The organism is Paenibacillus jiangxiensis, assembly GCF_046098255.1.
GTDB classification, from domain to species: Bacteria; Bacillota; Bacilli; order Paenibacillales; family Paenibacillaceae; genus Paenibacillus; species Paenibacillus jiagnxiensis.
This window is the reverse complement of the sequence record NZ_JBJURI010000033.1, coordinates 1-18,125: the sequence shown is the minus strand read 5'-3', so window position 1 is coordinate 18,125 and position 18,125 is coordinate 1. Positions and strand designations below refer to the sequence as shown.

Sequence of the window (18,125 nt, the reverse complement as noted above, 5' to 3'; positions counted from 1 at the left end):
TTTGCTTGAACTACAGCTTAGAGCAGGCGAAGGAGGATGACGGATGGAGAAGGAATCGGCAGCCGCGGGACAGCCCCGCCGCATGAAGAGCGGCGAAGCTCCCGCGCCCGACAAGCCGATGCGGTCGGGGTTTACGACCGGCGCATGTGCCGCCGCAACGGCCAAGGGAGCGGCCCAACTGCTGCTCACCGGGACAGTTCCGCATCAGGCCGTCATTTCACTGCCGGCTGGCTTTGATCATGCGTTCGAGCTGATTGAGCAGCAACTGGACGTGAATTCCGCCTCCTGCGCCACCATCAAGGATGGCGGTGATGATCCGGACGCCACGCATCAGGCCAAGATCGTTGCGACAGTCAGCTGGAGGGAAGAAGCAGGCATAGAGCTTGACGGCGGGATTGGGGTCGGCCGTGTAACGAAGCCCGGATTGCCTGTTCCTGTCGGCGAGGCGGCGATCAATCCGGTTCCGCGCCGCATGATTACGGAGGCCGTCTCCCAGGTGCTTGAGGAGCATGGGGCGGCGCGCGGCGTCCGGGTGGTGATCAGCGTGCCCGACGGTGAAGAAATCGCCAAGAAAACATTAAATTCACGACTCGGCATCATTGGCGGCATCTCCATCCTGGGTACGCGCGGCGTGGTGGTACCGTTTTCCACGTCGGCTTACAGGGCCAGCGTCGTGCAGGCGATTTCGGTGGCGAGTGCGAGCGGCTGCGAGGAGATTGTGCTGACGACCGGCGGCAGCAGCGAGAAATACGCCATGCAGATGTACGCTCATCTCCCCGAGGAAGCCTTTATCCAGATGGGGGATTTTGTTGGCTTTGCGGTCAAGCATGGCAAACGGCTAAACATGAAGAAGATTATCCTGGTCGGCATGCCGGGTAAGCTGTCCAAGGTGGCCCAGGGGGTTATGATGGTGCATTCCAAGAGCGCCCCAGTAGACTTTGGCTTTTTGGCGGCAATTGCGCGCGACGCGGGGGCAGACCCCAAACTTGTGGAGGCAGTGGCCGCAGCGAATACAGCTTCACAGGTGGCGGATTTGATGACGGAGGCGCAGTGTCTGAAATTTTTTGAGCTGCTGTGCGGCTGCGCGTGCCGTCATTGCCTGGAGCATGCGGAAGGCGGAATTACGGTGGAAATGGTGCTTGTGACGATGAAAGGGCAGGTGCTCGGAAAGGCGGTCATCAGTGGATAACAAAATTTATGTCATCGGTATAGGAGAAGACGGAGCGGACGGCCTGACGGCAGAGTCGCTCCGGCATATACATAACGCTGACCTGCTGATTGGCGGGGAGCGGCAGCTGGCTTTTATTCAGGATTTTAAAGGAGAAAAACGGGTGCTTAAAAGCGGGCTTGCAGCACTTGTCGAGGAACTGAAGGAGCGGTGTACGCGGGAACGGGTCGTCGTGCTCGCCTCGGGTGATCCTTTATTCTTCGGCATCGCGGGTTACCTTGCGGGCAAGCTCGAACCGGGCATCCTGGACATCATTCCTCATCTCAGCTCTGTGCAGCTGGCCTTTGCGAAGCTTGGAGTGAGCTGGCAGGATGCGGTCGTGGACAGCGTTCACGGGCGCCCTATCACAGGTCTGGCCCAGCGGATTGACGGGCAGAGCAAGGTGGCGCTATTGACGGATGAGATCAACACCCCTGCCGCAGTGGCGGACTATTTGCTGCGTTTTGGCATGACGGAGTACGACGCTTTTGTAGGAGAGAACCTGGGCGGTCCTGAAGAGAAGTACCGCCGCTGCAGCCTGGAGGAAATGGCCGCGACCGAATGCTCGTCGCTGAACGTGGTCATTCTGCTCCGTAAGCCGAATGCTCCCGAGCCGCGCCGGGGTTTCGGCTTTGCGGATGAGGAATTCCATCAGCGCAAGCCGGAGAAAGGACTCATTACCAAGCGCGAGGTGCGGGTTTTCAGTTTGTCGGAGCTGTACCTGTCCGAACGGAGCGTCGTATGGGACATCGGGGCAGGCTCCGGATCGGTGGCGGTGGAATGCGCGCGGCTTGCCAGGTATGGCAAGGTGTTTGCCATAGAAAAGAACGAGGGAGATCTGGCGAATATTGAAGCCAACAAGAACAAATTCCGCACGGATTTTCCCGTCATTCACGCAAAGGCTCCTGCCGGTCTGGAAGACCTGCCTGATCCGGATGCCGTATTCATCGGCGGCAGCGGCGGGGAGCTGGCGGGGCTGATCTCCCTCTGTGCGTCACGTCTTCGTCCCGGGGGCCGGATTGTCGTGAACGCGGCCACCATTGAGACGCTGCATGATGCCATGAACGCCTTGAAAGCAGCCGAATTGGAAGCTTCGGTCACGCTGCTGCAGACGGCGCGCAGCAAGCCGATTCTGGGCATGACACGCTTTGACGGGCTGAATCCCGTCTATGTCATTACAGGCCGTCCGGTGTCTCCGGGAGAAGAGGCTGCTGAAAAGGAAGGGGAGAGCTGATGGGTACAGCGGGAACGCTTTATGGTGTAGGGGTAGGTCCGGGAGATCCTGAATTAATTACGGTCAAAGCCTACAGGCTGATCCGGGAATGTGCGGTCGTCGCCTATCCCCGGAAGCGGATGGGTGGCAAATCATATGCCCATGAAATTGTGGAGCTGTATGTCAATCCTACGGAAAAGGAAATGCTGGGCCTTGTGTTTCCGATGACCAAGGACCCGGCCGTACTGGAGCGTGAATGGAACAAAACAGTGGCGGCCTGCTGGGAGGCGTTAAGTCAGGGTAAGGACGTTGCCTTTGTTACGGAAGGCGATCCGAACCTGTACAGCACCTTCATTCATCTCGCCCGGTTAATGAAGGAGCTTCATCCCGAGGTGCGGGTCGTGTCGGTGCCCGGCATTTCTTCCGTGCTTGGCGCGGCGGCGGCGCTTGGAACACCGTTGGCGGACGGAGATCAACAGGTCGGCATCATTCCGGCGACTGATGACCGGGAAGCGATGCGCCGTGCGATAGAAAATCATGATACTGTCGTATTCATCAAAGTGGCCAAAGTGCTGGACCTGATTCTGGATGTGCTGGATGAACTGGGGCTGGGGGGCCGTGCCTCCGTCATTACCAAGGTAACCTCCCCTTATGAAATGGTGTGGAAGGATGCCCGCACCCTGCGCGGACAGGAGCTGGAATATTTAAGTCTGATGGTGGTGAGCAAATGAGAACACATTTCGAGCCCAAAGAGCAGTCCGGTCTGGAGCCTAAAGTTTATATTGTCGGCGCCGGTCCGGGCGATCCGGAGCTGATTACGGTGAAAGGCTCCAATATCCTGCGCAGCGCCGATCTGGTGCTGTATACCGATTCGCTGGTGAATGATGAGCTGATCGCCACGGCCAAGCCGTCGGCGCAGGTGCTGCAAAGCTCGGGCATGGATCTGGAGCGGCAGGTGGACATCATGGCAGAGGCGGTCGCCAAGGGACGGAGCGTGGCAAGGGTTCATACGGGCGATCCCGCCGTATATGGCGCCATTCTGGAGCAAATGGTGCTGCTCAAGCAGCGCGGCATTGATTATGAAATCATACCTGGGGTCAGCTCGGTGTTTGCTTCGGCCGCAGTATTGGGAGCTGAGCTCACCGTGCCGGATCTGACCCAGACCGTCATTTTGACGCGGGCGGAAGGCAGAACGCCTGTGCCCGAGCGGGAGAAGCTGCGCGATCTGGCCTCCCACCACTGCACGGTCGCCCTCTTTCTGAGCGCGACATTGGCCAAGAAGGTGGTGGCCGAATTTATGGCGGCAGGCTGGAGCGGAGACACACCGGTGGCCGTCGTTCAGCGCGCGACCTGGCCTGATCAAAAAATCGTGCGCACAACACTGGAAAACCTGCCAGCCGACCTGCGCGCAGCCGGTATTACGATGCATGCCATGATTCTCGCAGGCTGGGCGCTGGACCCTGAGCTGGTGAACAAGGATGTCCACCGGTCCAAGCTGTACGATAAAACCTTCACCCACGGGTACCGGAAAGGAGTGAAGGCCGGTGAGTAATCCGTATGCGGCCGTTGCCATTACGAAGCACGGAGTTGAAATGGCCCGCGATCTGGGCGGACGCTTCCAGGGTACGGACATTTATTATATGTCCAAATTTGCGCGCGGCGATGAAGACTCCCTCGGTATCCGCCTGTTCGACGGCTCGGTCAAACTGATTCTGCCCGACCTGTTCCAGCGGTATAATGGCATCATTCTGATTATTTCCCTTGGCGCGGTGGTGCGCATGATCGCACCGCTGCTTATTGATAAAAAAACGGACCCCGCCGTGCTGGTCATCGACGACAGAGGTGAGCATGTCATCAGTGTGCTGTCAGGACATCTCGGCGGGGCGAACGAGCTGACCCGGCAGGTAGCCGCCGTGCTGGGGGCAAGACCTGTCATCACGACAGCCTCCGACGTGCAGGGCACGATTCCCGTTGACCTGTTCGGCAGAGAACTGGGTTGGACCGTGGACAGCTTCGATAAAGCGACGCCCGTAAGCGCCGCCGTCGTCAATGAAGAGCCCGTGGCGGTCATCCAGGAGACGGGCGAACGAAACTGGTGGAAGTACGACAAACCGCTGCCTGTGCATATCCGGGTGTACCCGGACCCGGTCTCCGCTTTGCTCGAACCCTTTAATGCCGCGCTTGTGATCAGCGACCGCCTGCTGAATGACGAGGAGCAGGAGAAGCTGCTGGCGAACGGGGTGCTGTACCGGCCGAAAAGCCTGGTGCTCGGGATCGGCTGCAACCGCGGCACAAGACTTGAGGAGCTTGAAGCCGGGGTGCTTAGTACGTTGGAAGAGCTGCGGCTGTCGGTGAAAAGCGTACGCAATGTGGCGACGATTGACCTGAAAAAAAACGAAGAAGGACTGCTTGCACTGTGCAGCAAGTACAACTGGGAGCTGGTCACTTATACCCCTGAACAGTTGAACAAGGTGCGGCTGCCCAATCCGTCCGAAACTGTATTTAAATATACCGGCGCCTACGGTGTATGCGAGCCTGCCGCGCTGCTGTCCTCCGGGGCGGAGAAGTGGCTGCTGGAGAAGAAGAAAATCGGCAATCTGACCCTATCGGTGGCGCGGGTAGCCTTTCCGCAGCTTCCGGTCAAGGAGAAAGCCCATGCACAATGAATCGAAAAGTACCACAGCCCCCGGAAGTTCACCTGTCCGACGCAGGCTTGTCATTGCCGGAACAAGCAGTGGGGCGGGCAAAACGACGATTACGCTCGGACTGATGAAGGCCTTTGCGGAGAAGGGGTTGAAGGTGCAGGGCTTCAAGTGTGGTCCGGATTACATTGATCCGACTTACCATACGGCCGTAACCGGTATTGCTTCCCGCAATCTGGATTCATGGATGACCTCCGGGGATTATGTGCTGGACCTGTTTAAGCAGGCTTCGGCAGACGCGGATATTTCCATCATAGAAGGAGTCATGGGCTTGTATGATGGAAAAGACCCGCGCAGCAACACCGGGTCTACGGCGGAAATCGCCATGATAACCGGCAGTCCCGTGGTGCTTGTGGTGGATGTCCGCAGCATGGCGCGAAGCGCGGCGGCCATTGTGCTCGGGTACCAGCGCTTGGAGCCGAAGCTGCATATGATCGGAGTCATTGTGAACCGCTGCGGAAGCCGGGGCCACTATGAAATCGCCAAAGCGGCCATAGAACAGGAGTGCGGCATCCCTGTTCTCGGCTGGCTGCCCCGTGATGAAGAGCTGGACATCCCGGAGCGCCATCTCGGCTTGGTGCCGGCCATTGAACGCGGTGAACTGGAGCCATTGTTCCGTCGTGCGGCGGAGCGCATCCGTGAAGGCACAGACCTGGACAGGCTGTGGGAGCTTGCAGGCTCAATTGCGCTGCCGGATTCCGTATCCGCTGAACATCTAGCTTCTCCTTTTGCAACCACCTTGACGTCAGCTATGAAGCCATCTGCCGTCACTGTCCGGGATAAACCTGTCATTGCCGTGGCGCGGGATGTGGCTTTTAATTTTTACTATGAAGACAATATGGAGCTGCTGCGCCGGGCAGGCGCCGACCTTGTGTTCTTCAGTCCGCTTGCGGGAGAAGGCATTCCGGCAGGAGCGTCCGGACTCTATCTCGGAGGGGGCTTTCCCGAGGAATATGCGGCAGCTATAGCGGCCAATCAAGCTTTCTTGAACGGCATCAGGCAGGCGGCGGCCAGCGATATGCCGATGTTTGCCGAGTGCGGCGGTTATATGGTGCTGGCACGCACGCTGACTGACCGTGCGGGAGAAGTGCATACCATGGCGGGCATCATTCCGGCCCATGTTCGAATGCAGGAGAAACGGGCTGCACTCGGGTACAGGGAAGCCAGAGCAATCCGTGACTGCCTGCTGCTGGAGCAGGGGGAGGCGATTCGTGGTCATGAATTCCACTACTCGGTCATATCCTTCGACGAAGAGATGCCGGTCCCTCATGCTTATGAATCCAAGGGTATGCGAGGCATAACAGCTGAAGGCTATGCGCGGGGGCATGTGCTGGCAGGCTACACCCATGTCCATTTGGCTTCACAGCCCAAGGCGGCGGAACGCTGGGTGCGGGCATGCGCCTTATACGGCACAGCACAGATGTGATAAGTCCCACAAAAAAACAAAAGAACCGGCAGGACCGGTTCTTTTTAACTATGAGGAATATAGATTATACTTTTTGGACCAAAACCGAAATCGGTTCTTGACCGGGGTACCCATTGGTCAAACACCGATTTTTAGATTGAACCTGCTTTTTCAGCGGAAATTTATCTGCAAATAGAGAAGCAAGTATTGGATTATTGTCCGGCTGGCCCTCATATAATGAATAGTACTGCTGTTTCTTTAAGCATTTTCTTTAAGCATCCTGCGATTGGATTGCTCCGCCGCCGGGCTACATCAATTTTTTTAATTGAGATACCCTGCCCTGGCTGATACCTAGCATGGAGGCCAGCTGTTTTTGAGAAGATTGAGGATGCTCCTGCATAAGCTCTCTCATTTTGGCCAGAATGTCATCGGTCCGGCGATAGGATTTCTTGGACGGAACATTATGAGGCGAAGGTACTGCGACAGGTCCCGGAATCGGAACAGGCTGCGGTTTTGCCGTCTTAAGTTCAGCGGCACAGTCATTACAGATAAACTGATCTTTATAGTAGGTATTGGTGTCTAGCGAACCGCAGAACGTACAATTGGTAGACTTGTACTTGCGAAGCATCAAGGTCTTGTCTTCAATAAAAAATTCAAGCGGATCTCCAATTTCAATCTCCATCGTCATACGCATTTCCTTGGGAAGGACAATCCGTCCCAAGCTGTCCAAAGGCCTGGTCATTCCCGTTCTTTTCATCCATTCAACCTCCTCATTCGACTTATTTTTTTCGAGTATACCACAATTAAAACGCATTCACTGATTCTAATTTTACACTATAAAGGTGATAAAAATATACATAAAATGAACAAAAGTCTAAGCAGCATGATAATGTTTTATGTTACTTGAAATTTCAAAAGAAAGAAAAGGTATAAATAATGTAACATAATGTAATTTTCAGCTTGCTGAATCCACAATTGGAAAAGGTGTTTGCGGGAAAATGTGGAATTGGTAGTAGATGCAATCCGAAAACAAGGCTTGTGCGGGCGTGGCGTGATGGCGCGGACAAGGCGAAGATAGGAGAGGATTCCAAATGGAAAAACGTAAAGCGCTCTTGCTTGGTGATTATACATATCCCGAGTTTCACCCCCTGCAGGGAATCGACAGGGAGGTGACGCACATCCTGCAGGATTGGATGACGGTACAGTGCAGCGAGAACCGCAAAATGCTGTTGAAGGAGAACATCAGCGGCTTCGACCTGTGCATATCTTACGTGGATAACTGGAAGGACCCGATGTCCCCGCAGCAAACAGCGGGCCTGCTGTCTTATGTCAGCGGAGGGGGAGGACTGCTCGTGCTTCATAACGGCATCTCGATGAACAACAACTATGAGATTGCCCAATTGCTCGGAGCGAAATTTACCAGGCATCCCGCGTATGCCCCGCTAAAGTTCCGGACAACTGCGCCGGACCACCCGATTATGGAGGGAATCGCTTCCTTTGTAATGGATGAGGAGCCTTATCGCTTTGAATTCGATCCTTTTACCCAAAAAACGGTACTTATGGAGTATGAGCTGGATGGGGACGTCCGTCCGGCTGCGTGGGCGCATTCCTACGGCCTTGGAAGGGTCGTGTATCTGATGCCGGGGCATCACCAGGCGACCTTCCGGAATGAGCATTTCGGGCGCCTTATGGTGCAAGCGGCCAAGTGGGCGGCGCGTCTGCGGGATAATCTGCCGAGGGTTCATGAGTTCTCCTGATTTTGGTTTTATGGAAAATCATCGTTATAATAAGAGTATCCGGACACGGATTCCGGTCTAACAGCAAGGGGAGGAATGATCATGAGCGATTTGTTAAAAAAAGCAATCTCGTTGGGTTGGGGCCTCACCGTTGTCAGTAAGGAAAAAGTGGAGCGAGTCGTGGATGATCTGGTAAAGAGGGGTGAACTGGCGCCTTCGGAATCCAAGGCCTTGGTTGACCGGCTGATTGGACGCGGGGAGGAAGAGCAGGCCCAGTTCAAGACGATGATTCGCGAACAGGTAGCCAAGGTGCTGAAAGAGCTTGATGTACCGAATGAGAATGATATGGCCAGCCTTGAGCAGCGGATTGCGGTGCTTGAGAAGCAGGTCGCGGAGCTGGAAAAAGAGAAGGCGGCGTCCTCCGGGCAGCTTTCATCCGACGAAGGGAATCTTCCCGGATAGATGGCTGTTCATATGAGGCATGCAGGCCGTTACAAGGAAATCGCCATGGCGTTCGCACGTCATGGCTTTGGCTACATACTCGAAGAAATCGGTTTGTCCATGCCGCGCGGATGGCTGTCACGGGAGACGAACGGCACCAGAACGACCGGAGAGCGGATCAGGCTGGTGCTGGAGGATCTGGGCCCTGCCTTCATTAAGCTTGGGCAGCTGGCAAGCACGCGGGCGGACCTGCTGCCGGATTATATTATCCGGGAGCTGGTCAAGCTGCAGGATCAGGTGCCTCCGTTCTCGGCGGAGACAGCCAGCGGCATTTTGGAACAGGAGCTGGGTATGCCGCTGCACAGCATCCTGTCCCGGTTCGAGGATACCCCTCTTGCCGCCGCGTCCATCGGTCAGGTTCATCTGGGCAGGCTGCACAGCGGGGAGGACGTGGCGATCAAAATCCAGCGTCCCGGCGTGGACCGCATGATCCGCCGCGATCTGGAAATTCTGCGCAACCTTACCGCCATGGCGGCGAAGCGGTGGGAATGGGTCGAACGTTATCAGCTGCCGCAGATGGTGGAGGAGCTCGGCAAATCATTGATCAGTGAGCTGGACTACACGCATGAGGCCCGCAACAATGAGCGGATTGCCCTTCAGTTTGCGGGCAGCAGGGACGTCTATATACCGAAAATTTATTGGGAGCATACAGCCTCGCGGATACTTACGATGGAGTTTGTGGAGGGCATTACCCTGAGCCGGCGCGAAGAGCTTGTGCAAAAGGGCTTCGACCTGAAGGATGCCGCTCAGAAGCTTGTCGATGCGATGCTGCAGCAAATATTTATAGAAGGCTTCTTCCATGCCGATCCTCATCCGGGCAATCTGCTGATGATGAAGGACGGGAAGCTGGCCTTCCTTGATTTCGGAATGGTCGGACATCTGAATGAAGACATGAAGTCGCCGCTCGCTTCCCTGATTATTGCCTTGATGCGGCATAATACCGACAGTATGATGCGGGCGATTAACCGCCTGGGGCTGATCGATCCGGACGTGGATGCGCAGAAGCTGCGTAATGACCTCAACCGTTTGCGTGAGGAGTATGCGGATGTTCCTTTTTCCCAAATCAGCCTCGGACAAGCATTGAACGATCTGTTCAGCACGGCGCAGAAGCACCGGATCGGCCTTCCGTCCGACATTGTCATGCTCGGCAAGGCACTGCTGACGATGGAAGGAGTGATCGAGAATCTCGATCCGGAGCTGAGCATCATCAAATTGGCCGAGCCCTTTGGGCGCAAGCTGGTCAAGGAACGCTTCAGCACACGCCGGATCCGCGGCAAGCTGCTTGGAGGAGCGGCAGAGCTGGCGGAAACACTGGTTGAGCTGCCAACTCAGGTCCGTCATCTCGCTTCTGTCATCAGCAAAGGAAAGCTGAAGCTGGAAGTCACGGTACCTGAACTTGAGATGCTGCTGCGCAGGCTGGATCAAATCAGCAACCGCTTATCCTTCAGCATCGTGCTGCTGGCGTTCTCGATCATCATGGTGGGTCTGATCATCGGCTCCTCGCTGGCACACAGGTCGACTTTGCTGTGGGATGTGCCTGCCATTGAAATCGGCTTTGTGGTGGCGCTGCTCATGGTGGCCTTCCTGCTATACTCCATCTTCAGGTCGGGACGGTTCTAGGTTGGTCTGCAGCTGCTCCGAGATCATTCCGAGACCGCTTCGAGATCTCTCTGAGCCCCCGTCGACCGTGGCAAGGCATATGAACTCGCTGCCTGGAAGCTTTGCACCATTATCCCATTGGATCAGGTAAGGAAAAACAGAAAACCGGGAACCGAAAATATATTTTGGGCACGTTAAAGAAAATAACGGATCAAGTGAGCACGAAAATGCCTGTTGTTACGCTATTCAGGACGATCGAACGTGCCTTATGAAGAAGCAGATCGGTTCGAGATCATGAGGCGATCTTAGGAGAAAGCGGAGCGTTTAGCTGATGTGAAGCAGACCGAGAGTCTGAGCGAAAGGGATAATCATGCAAAGCTGTATGGAGAGGCAACAAGCAACAGGCATCAGGTAACGAACACCAAACACCAAACACTCAGAGGACCCGGATCGGGTCAGCATCGACTTCACCGACTCGCATGTCTGGGATCAGTCGGCCGTGACGGCTATCGCGAAGGTGACGGAGAAGTACAGGAAGGCCGGCAAAGAAGTGGGATTAAAGGGACTGAACGAGGAAAGCCGTATGATTGTGGAGAAAATCGGGCTGTCCTCCGCTTCCGGTCATTAAAATGGCGTCATGCGCAAATCATAGTGCGTAAGCTCTGTGGTTTGCGCTTTTTTTGTGCAGTATACAGGCCTGCTGGCGGTCAAGAGTGACTTCGCGTATACTGGGAAAGGCAAAGGCTGGGCGGATGCTTGGAAGCCGCTTGCCTGGTGCAAGCTAAGGAAATCCGGCCCATGGGGCCTCATGATAGCCGATATGAACGATTACAAGAACAGGGAAGTGACATTCATTGAAAAATTTCGCATCGCTCGGGGTAGAGCCCCATTGGGTGGAAGCACTGAAGGCACAGGGAATCGCCGTGCCGACACCGGTACAGCGTGAAGCTGTACCGCTGCTGATGAACGGACAGGATGTGATTGCCGAGGCGCATACGGGAACGGGGAAAACGCTCGCTTTTTTGCTCCCGATATTGCATAAAATCGACAGAAACAAAAAATACCCGCAGGCGCTGGTCATTGCGCCTACGAGAGAGTTGGCGCTGCAGATCACCGAGGAGGCCGCCAAACTGGCGTCTACGACCGAGGGTATCTCGCTGCTCGCCGTGTATGGCGGACAGGATGTGGAGCGGCAGCTGCGCAAGCTGCAGGGTGGAGCACAGCTCATTATCGGCACGCCTGGGCGGCTCCTGGACCATATGCGCCGGGAGACGCTGCAGCTCGGCGGCGTGCGCATGCTGGTGCTGGATGAAGCCGACCAGATGCTGCATATGGGCTTCCTGAACGAGGTGGAGACCATCATTCAGGCTGTTCCGTCCCGGCGGCAGACGATGCTCTTCTCTGCCACCATGCCGGCAGCGGTCCGCAAGCTGGCCAGGGCTTACATGCAATCCCCAGCGGACGTCAAGGTGGAGTCCGAATCACCGGTGCCGGTGAATCAGATTCGTCAGCTTGTCGTGGAATGCACAGACCGGACGAGGCAGAAGGCCTTGATTGAAATGATCGACACGCATCGACCGTATCTGGCGGTGATCTTCTGCAGAACGAAGATCCGTGCCGCGAAGCTGAACGAGGCATTGCAGATGCTCGGCTACAAGAGCGGTGAACTGCACGGGGACCTGTCCCAGAACAAGCGGGAGCAGGTGATGAAGGCGTTCCGCGAAGCGAAGCTACAGCTGCTGGTGGCCACCGATGTGGCGGCGCGCGGCCTGGATGTGGAAGGCGTCACTCACGTGTTCAACTACGATATGCCTCATGACGCCGAAAGCTACATCCACCGCATCGGCCGCACGGGCCGCGCCGGCGGCAAGGGCGTGGCGGTGACGTTCGCCTCGCCCAAGGATATGGACGACCTGCGGCGGATTCAGAAGGCCGCAGGTCTGACGCTGGCCCGGGCCGAATGGTCGGGCCAGCAGGGCGGTTCCGCCGCGCCGTCCGCGGAGCGCGGCGAGAAAGCCCGGCCCGCGCGCACGGCCGGGGCTCCATCCCGCGGCCGCGCGGAAGGCGGACGCCGCGGCGCGGGCAAGGACAAGCCGCGCCAGGGACGCCCGGGCGCGGGTGGCGAGCGCCGCTCCGAGCGGGCAGACCGCGGCGGCGGCTCCCAGGGCGGCCGGCGCGGTGGGCGCCGCGGCCGCTAAGCTGTTTAGCCCCGGGCCAAGCTCCCGGGGCCTTTTGTTTTCCATACATTGTCCGTGTATAATTTGGTAATAGTAAGCAACACATCTAGAAAATCTGATTGCCGAGAGGGCTGCCATGGAACCGAGGAATGACTGGAAGGAACGCTTCAAATTCTTTTTTCTGAACAACAGATTCGTACTGTTCCTGCTGATTACGCTGCTGATTGGCCTGAATATCATGGTATTTACCCGTGTATCTTATATATTCCACCCACTTGCGGTGCTTGTTAAAACCGTCATTTTGCCGTTCATTCTGACAGGCGTTGTATTTTATCTGTTGAACCCCATTGTCGATTATTTGGAGCTCAAAAAGGTTAAACGTGCATATTCCATTATTGTGTTATACCTGCTGGTGATTGGCATCATTACGATCATTATCACCTCCGTTGTGCCTGTCATCCGCGAACAGGCGGCGCGGTTTATCAGCAACGTTCCAACATACAGCGCCGAGGTTCAGACCCGGTTCGAGGAGTTGACCGGCAGCGATTTTATAAATCAATTCCGTGACACCATTAACTATGATCCTGCGGAATTGGCGAACAGAGCTTCAGAGTGGGCTACGTCCGCATTGAACAATGCCTGGAAAAGCATCGGCTCCATCGTGGGAGCGGTGACAGAAACGGTCGTTTCCATCATCACCGTGCCGTTTATCCTGTTTTATTTGCTTAAGGATGGACGCAAACTGCCAAAGTTTATTCTGGGGTTGCTGCCCACGGCGCTGCGCCCGCAGACCAGCCGCATCATGAGCGAAATGAACCATCAGGTCAGCTCCTATATCCGCGGTCAAATTATCGTAAGCATGTGCATCGGCGTGCTGTTGTATATCGGGTATCTGATTATAGGCCTCGATTATTCGCTCACGCTTGCCCTTATTGCTTCATTCACCAGCGTGGTGCCGTACCTGGGACCGGCAATCGCCATTACACCGGCACTCATTGTCGCGCTTGTAACATCTCCGGTCATGTTGATCAAAGTGATTGTTGTGTGGACGGTTGTACAGCTGATCGAAGGCAAATTCATCTCGCCGCAAATTATGGGCAAGTCGCTTAGCGTGCATCCCATTACGATTATTTTTGTTATTTTAACAGCAGGCAATTTGTTCGGCATTGTAGGGATTGTCCTGGCGGTACCGGGATATGCGGTATTGAAGGTCATTGTGACGCATTTATTCCAGTGGATCAAATATCGTTCCCGGATGTATGAGCCGGAGGAACAGCAGGCTTGATGCGGACGTTAATTGTAAATATTGCGATCATTTATTGTGAATATTAACGATAGTAACCCGTAACGGACCCGAAAGGGTCCATTTTTTTGTCACATTTCTCAATAAGTTGGGTCTGGGCTATTGACAATTGATAATGATTATCAGTATCTTTATTTATAGAATTTAAATGAAGATTGCATGAATTTCGCTAAGAAAGAGGCTTGCTGCATGGATAGCTCTACAACCGGGAAGGAAGAACAGCTGCGGGAACAGCTCTGGGCGCGTCCGGGAGCGGCAATGGGCATCATCGTGATCGGGCTGGCTGCTCTCCTGTTCATCATGGCTCTCGGAATTGCGGTAGGAGCGGTAAGAATCCCGCTGAGGACTGTGTATCAAGCGCTCTTCTCATTTGACCCGGGCAATACCAATCATCAGATCATTTGGGATTTGCGTTTTCCGCGTGTGCTTGCGGGAGCGCTGGTCGGAGCGGCATTCGCCGCTTCCGGCTCGATTATGCAAGGAATGACGCGCAACCCGCTGGCCGATCCGGGCCTGTTGGGTATCAACGCGGGTGCTGCCTTTGCGCTGGCTATCTGTTTCGCGTATTTGCCGCATCTTTCCTTTAATAGCATTATAATTATCTGTTTTGCCGGGGCAGGTCTCGGCGTTGCACTGGTATTCGGTCTCGGCCGGTTTTCCAGAGGCGGACTTACGCCCGTCCGGCTTGCGCTGGCAGGCTCAGCCGTTTCCGTCCTGCTTACCAGTCTCAGCCAGGGCATCGCTCTGATGAACGATGTTGCCCAGGATCTGGACTTCTGGATTGCAGGCGGTGTCGCCGGCACCCAATGGAGCCAGCTCGCTCTGACGGCTCCGTGGATCGGCGCCGGACTGATTGCTTCGCTCCTGCTGTCACGGTATATATCGATTCTCAGCCTTGGCGAGGACGTGGCTCTTGGCCTTGGGCTGAGGACGGGACTCATCAAGCTTGCCGCCTCGGCAGTGGTGATGGTCCTGGCAGGCGCTTCGGTCGCTATGGTAGGAACAATCGGGTTTATAGGACTGGTGGTTCCGCATGTCGCCCGCTTCCTTGTCGGCAAGGATTATCGCTGGATCATCCCCACCTCGGCGGTGCTTGGCTCGCTCCTGATGGTTTTAGCCGACATTGCGGCAAGACTGGTCAAGCCGCCCGAAGAAACGCCGACCGCGGCCATGATCGCCTTGATCGGGGTTCCGTACTTCCTGTACCTCATCCGGAAAGAGGTGAGGGACTGATGAAACGGCAGACAATCTGGAGCTCCGGAAGAAGCGCCAGAGCTTTGACCGTCGCGGCGGTTTTGCTTGCGCTGATCGTTATTGTGTTGATCATCAGCATCAACTCGGGGCACACCTCACTAAGTCCGATGCAGGTGCTGAGGACCTTTATGGGCATGGGAAGCAGGACGGAGTCGCTCGTTTTGTTCGAATTCCGGCTGCCCCGTATCGTCATTTCCCTGCTCGTAGGGGCAGGGCTTGCCATAGCGGGCGCGGTGCTGCAGGGGGTGTCCCGCAATCCGCTGGCCGACCCGGGCATTCTCGGAATTAACTCCGGCGCCGGGCTGGCAGTTGTGCTGTACGTATCGCTGAATCCGCTGCGTACGGGGGCTTCACCGTTTACTTTGCCCATTCTTGCCATCATCGGCTCGTTTGCAGCAGCGGCGGCCATCTACATGCTGGCCTACCGCAAGCATAAGGGCTTGTCCACTTCACGCCTGCTGCTCGCCGGGATTGCCATGGCGGCCGGGATCCAGTCCTTGATGCTGGTACTGGTCATCCGGCTGGACGAGCAGAACTATACTTTTGTAGCCAATTGGCTGGCGGGCAGCATTTGGGGAACAACCTGGGATTTCGTATTGGCGCTGCTGCCTTGGATTGTTATTCTTGTACCCTTTATTTTCTCCAAAGCCAGGCAGATGGATGTGATGATGCTGGGAGATCAAACCGCAGCAGGCCTCGGAAGCTTGCTGAACCGGGAACGGTTGCTGCTTATAGCGGCTGCCGTAGCCCTCAGCGGAGCCTGTGTCTCCATCAGCGGAGGCATAAGCTTCCTGGGCCTGATCGGTCCTCATTTGGCCCGCAGGCTTGTCGGACCGCGGCACATGCATTTCGTGCCAATATCGGCGCTGGTTGGTGCATTGATCATGCTGGCTGGAGACAGCATTGCCCGCACGATTATACAGCCGTCCGGTATTCCGACCGGTATCGTCGTCGCCGTTATCGGCGCTCCGTACTTTTTATATTTGCTCGCCAGATCAAGGGGTTGACCATACCCCATACAAGCTGCCTTCAGAATAAAGAAAGGGATGATCACATGTTTCGTTTAAATACAGTCGGTTTGAATATCGCTTATGAGGATCGTTTGATTGTCGAGGATTTGAACATTGAAGTACCGCAGGGTCAAATTACGGCACTGGTTGGAGCGAACGGCTCCGGCAAGTCAACAATATTGAAAACGATGGCCCGCATCATGCAGCCCAAGGGCGGAAGCGTGCTGCTGGACGGCAAATCCATTCATAAGCAATCCACACGTGAAGTGGCGAAGCAGCTTGCGATTCTACCGCAGAATCCAACTGCTCCGGAAGGGCTGACTGTAACGGAACTTGTATCTTATGGTCGTTTTCCCTATCAAAAGGGCTTCGGCTCGCTGAAGGCAGAGGACCGGAAAATGGTCGAATGGGCGATCGGGGTAACGGGCATGCAGGATTTCCATGACCGTCCAATTGATCAACTCTCGGGCGGGCAGCGCCAGCGTGCCTGGATTGCCATGGCACTGGCTCAGGATACGGATATTCTGTTCCTTGATGAGCCGACTACGTTTCTTGATATGGCCCATCAGCTTGAGGTCCTGCAGCTCCTTGAGCAGTTGAATGCCAACGCCGGGCGCACCATTGTCATGGTGGTCCATGATTTGAATCATGCGGCCCGTTATGCCCAGCATATGATTGCCATTAAAAAAGGTAAGGCCCAAGCTGTCGGCTCCCCGGTTGAGGTGATGAAGCCGGAAATGCTGCGCGATGTATTCGGAATCGAAGCGGATATTGTGACTGATCCGCGTACGGGGGTTCCGCTGTGTCTGCCTTACGCGCTGGCTGGGCACCACGCCTTGTCCAACGTTACGGCCGGTCCCCGAGCAGATGCTATGCTCGTCCCTGACAGAGCAGAGAAGCTTGTGAGCGCTGCTGCAAGGTAGTCCGTTGAAAAACATCAGGATTGGGGTTCGGATGAAACGGCAACCAGATCGAGCTTAATATTTTATTCAGTCGGCTGGCGGTAACGCCAGCTTTTTTCGCACGATTGTTATGGATTTGGATTTTCTTTTGTATTTGGTTATGATATAGAAACAGATTCATCTTACTTTGTATTAATATCAGGCAGTTTTATAAAGGAGGAGAAGCCACCATGTCCATTTATTCATTCCAGGCGATCACGCCCGCCAATCAGGTATTGTCTCTGGAGACTTATACAGGCAAGGTGATCGTGGTTGCCAACACGGCAAGCAAATGTGGTCTGACACCCCAATACGGGGAGCTTCAAAAGCTGTATGACGAATACAAAGAACGGGGACTGGTTGTGCTAGCCTTCCCGTGCAATCAATTCGGCGCTCAGGAGCCAGGCACCAGTGAAGAGGCGGAGGAGTTCTGCAAGGTCAACTACGGCGTGAACTTTCCCGTTTTTGCCAAGGTTGAAGTCAATGGGCCTGACACGCATCCATTATTCCAATATCTTAAAGACAAGCTGCCCGGCGAGCAGGAGAACGGGGAGATTGCCTGGAATTTCACGAAATTCCTGGTGAACCGCGAAGGAACGCCGATCGCCCGCTTTGAGCCGAAAGAATCTCCAGACTTGATGAGATCGGCCATTGAGGAACTGCTCTAACCAGCTTTGCAATCACAGGTTAGTCATGACGTATAAATCTCCCGGGCGTTCAGCCGGGAGATTTTTTCTATGCCAATAGCATGTAAGCTTTCCCCTCGGAACTTTCACCATTTTCTCCTTTGTTTAAGACCTAGCATCAGACTTTACGGATATATTTATTTGGATCGAAACCTAAATCATCGCTTTACTGGGGGATAGGTACGAATGCGTATAAAAGAGTGAAAGTTCTAACGGTTGTGGTCGGCGCTATTAAGGTAAAAACGAGGGGGTACAAGATGTAAACATTCCTGTGTATGCTAAGATTTCGTCTTTGAAAAAAACAGGAGCGCCTCGTATGATAGGGGTGTGACGGGTCAAAAGCCCTTAGAAAACCTATCAGGAGGCGCTTACTATGAAGTCTACTCGAATT

Annotated in this window: 15 protein-coding genes and 2 pseudogenes; 16 read left to right on the top strand and 1 reads right to left on the bottom strand. The window is 55.2% G+C overall.

The genetic code is table 11. The features are described 5' to 3' along the window. Positions 1-82 precede the first annotated feature (82 nt). Genes ACI1P2_RS25615 through ACI1P2_RS25590 form a run of 6 tightly spaced genes read left to right on the top strand, consistent with a single transcriptional unit; the run spans position 83 to position 6,548 of the window. A complete protein-coding gene (locus tag ACI1P2_RS25615; RefSeq protein ID WP_355324920.1) occupies positions 83-1,189 on the top strand; it encodes a cobalt-precorrin-5B (C(1))-methyltransferase in 1,107 nt (368 codons plus the stop codon). After that, positions 1,182-2,441, top strand: a complete 1,260-nt coding sequence (gene cbiE, locus ACI1P2_RS25610; RefSeq protein WP_355324764.1) for a precorrin-6y C5,15-methyltransferase (decarboxylating) subunit CbiE — start codon at positions 1,182-1,184, stop codon at positions 2,439-2,441. The genes ACI1P2_RS25615 and cbiE overlap by 8 nt, the downstream gene beginning before the upstream one ends. Further along, positions 2,441-3,151, top strand: a complete 711-nt coding sequence (gene cobI, locus ACI1P2_RS25605; protein ID WP_355324761.1) for a precorrin-2 C(20)-methyltransferase — start codon at positions 2,441-2,443, stop codon at positions 3,149-3,151. The genes cbiE and cobI overlap by 1 nt, the downstream gene beginning before the upstream one ends. Beyond that, a complete protein-coding gene (cobM, locus tag ACI1P2_RS25600) occupies positions 3,148-3,972 on the top strand; it encodes a precorrin-4 C(11)-methyltransferase (RefSeq protein WP_355324758.1) in 825 nt (274 codons plus the stop codon). The genes cobI and cobM overlap by 4 nt, the downstream gene beginning before the upstream one ends. After that, positions 3,965-5,086, top strand: a complete 1,122-nt coding sequence (locus ACI1P2_RS25595) for a cobalt-precorrin 5A hydrolase (protein WP_355324755.1) — start codon at positions 3,965-3,967, stop codon at positions 5,084-5,086. Before cobM ends, ACI1P2_RS25595 begins: the two co-directional genes overlap by 8 nt. After that, on the top strand, positions 5,076-6,548 hold the full coding sequence (locus ACI1P2_RS25590) for a cobyrinate a,c-diamide synthase (protein ID WP_355324753.1): 1,473 nt from the start codon (positions 5,076-5,078) through the stop codon (positions 6,546-6,548). The genes ACI1P2_RS25595 and ACI1P2_RS25590 overlap by 11 nt, the downstream gene beginning before the upstream one ends. A 286-nt stretch (positions 6,549-6,834) precedes the next feature. Here the strand turns inward: ACI1P2_RS25590 and ACI1P2_RS25585 are convergent, their stop codons facing one another. Continuing rightward, on the bottom strand, positions 6,835-7,284 hold the full coding sequence (locus tag ACI1P2_RS25585) for an AbrB/MazE/SpoVT family DNA-binding domain-containing protein (RefSeq protein WP_355324750.1): 450 nt from the start codon (positions 7,282-7,284) through the stop codon (positions 6,835-6,837). Positions 7,285-7,618: 334 nt separating this feature from the next. On the opposite strand from ACI1P2_RS25585, the gene ACI1P2_RS25580 reads away from it, so the two are divergent. The 10 genes and pseudogenes from ACI1P2_RS25580 to ACI1P2_RS25535 all read left to right on the top strand — a co-directional run bounded on the left by ACI1P2_RS25580 (position 7,619) and on the right by ACI1P2_RS25535 (position 17,716). After that, a complete protein-coding gene (locus ACI1P2_RS25580) occupies positions 7,619-8,284 on the top strand; it encodes a ThuA domain-containing protein (protein WP_355324747.1) in 666 nt (221 codons plus the stop codon). An 81-nt stretch (positions 8,285-8,365) separates the two neighbouring features. Continuing rightward, on the top strand, positions 8,366-8,725 hold the full coding sequence (locus tag ACI1P2_RS25575; RefSeq protein ID WP_355324744.1) for a phasin family protein: 360 nt from the start codon (positions 8,366-8,368) through the stop codon (positions 8,723-8,725). Next, a complete protein-coding gene (locus ACI1P2_RS25570) occupies positions 8,726-10,384 on the top strand; it encodes an ABC1 kinase family protein (RefSeq protein ID WP_355324741.1) in 1,659 nt (552 codons plus the stop codon). 415 nt (positions 10,385-10,799) lie between these two features. Next, a pseudogene (locus ACI1P2_RS25565) lies at positions 10,800-10,991 on the top strand (STAS domain-containing protein); the annotation flags it as partial. Positions 10,992-11,217: 226 nt separating this feature from the next. Continuing rightward, a pseudogene (locus tag ACI1P2_RS25560) lies at positions 11,218-12,558 on the top strand (DEAD/DEAH box helicase); the annotation flags it as partial. 118 nt (positions 12,559-12,676) lie between these two features. After that, positions 12,677-13,825, top strand: a complete 1,149-nt coding sequence (locus ACI1P2_RS25555; RefSeq protein ID WP_355324735.1) for an AI-2E family transporter — start codon at positions 12,677-12,679, stop codon at positions 13,823-13,825. A gap of 207 nt (positions 13,826-14,032) precedes the next feature. Then, the gene (locus ACI1P2_RS25550; RefSeq protein ID WP_355324732.1) at positions 14,033-15,076 is read left to right on the top strand and encodes a FecCD family ABC transporter permease; all 1,044 of its coding nucleotides are present in this window, start codon (positions 14,033-14,035) and stop codon (positions 15,074-15,076) included. Next, complete coding sequence (locus ACI1P2_RS25545; RefSeq protein WP_355324729.1) at positions 15,076-16,104, top strand: FecCD family ABC transporter permease; 1,029 nt, start codon at positions 15,076-15,078, stop codon at positions 16,102-16,104. Before ACI1P2_RS25550 ends, ACI1P2_RS25545 begins: the two co-directional genes overlap by 1 nt. Positions 16,105-16,151: 47 nt before the next feature. Continuing rightward, positions 16,152-17,030 carry an ABC transporter ATP-binding protein gene (locus ACI1P2_RS25540; protein WP_355324726.1) on the top strand — a complete coding sequence of 293 codons (879 nt, stop codon included), beginning with the start codon at positions 16,152-16,154 and terminating at the stop codon, positions 17,028-17,030. Positions 17,031-17,239: 209 nt separating this feature from the next. Next, positions 17,240-17,716 carry a glutathione peroxidase gene (locus ACI1P2_RS25535; RefSeq protein WP_355324723.1) on the top strand — a complete coding sequence of 159 codons (477 nt, stop codon included), beginning with the start codon at positions 17,240-17,242 and terminating at the stop codon, positions 17,714-17,716. Positions 17,717-18,125 lie beyond the last annotated feature (409 nt).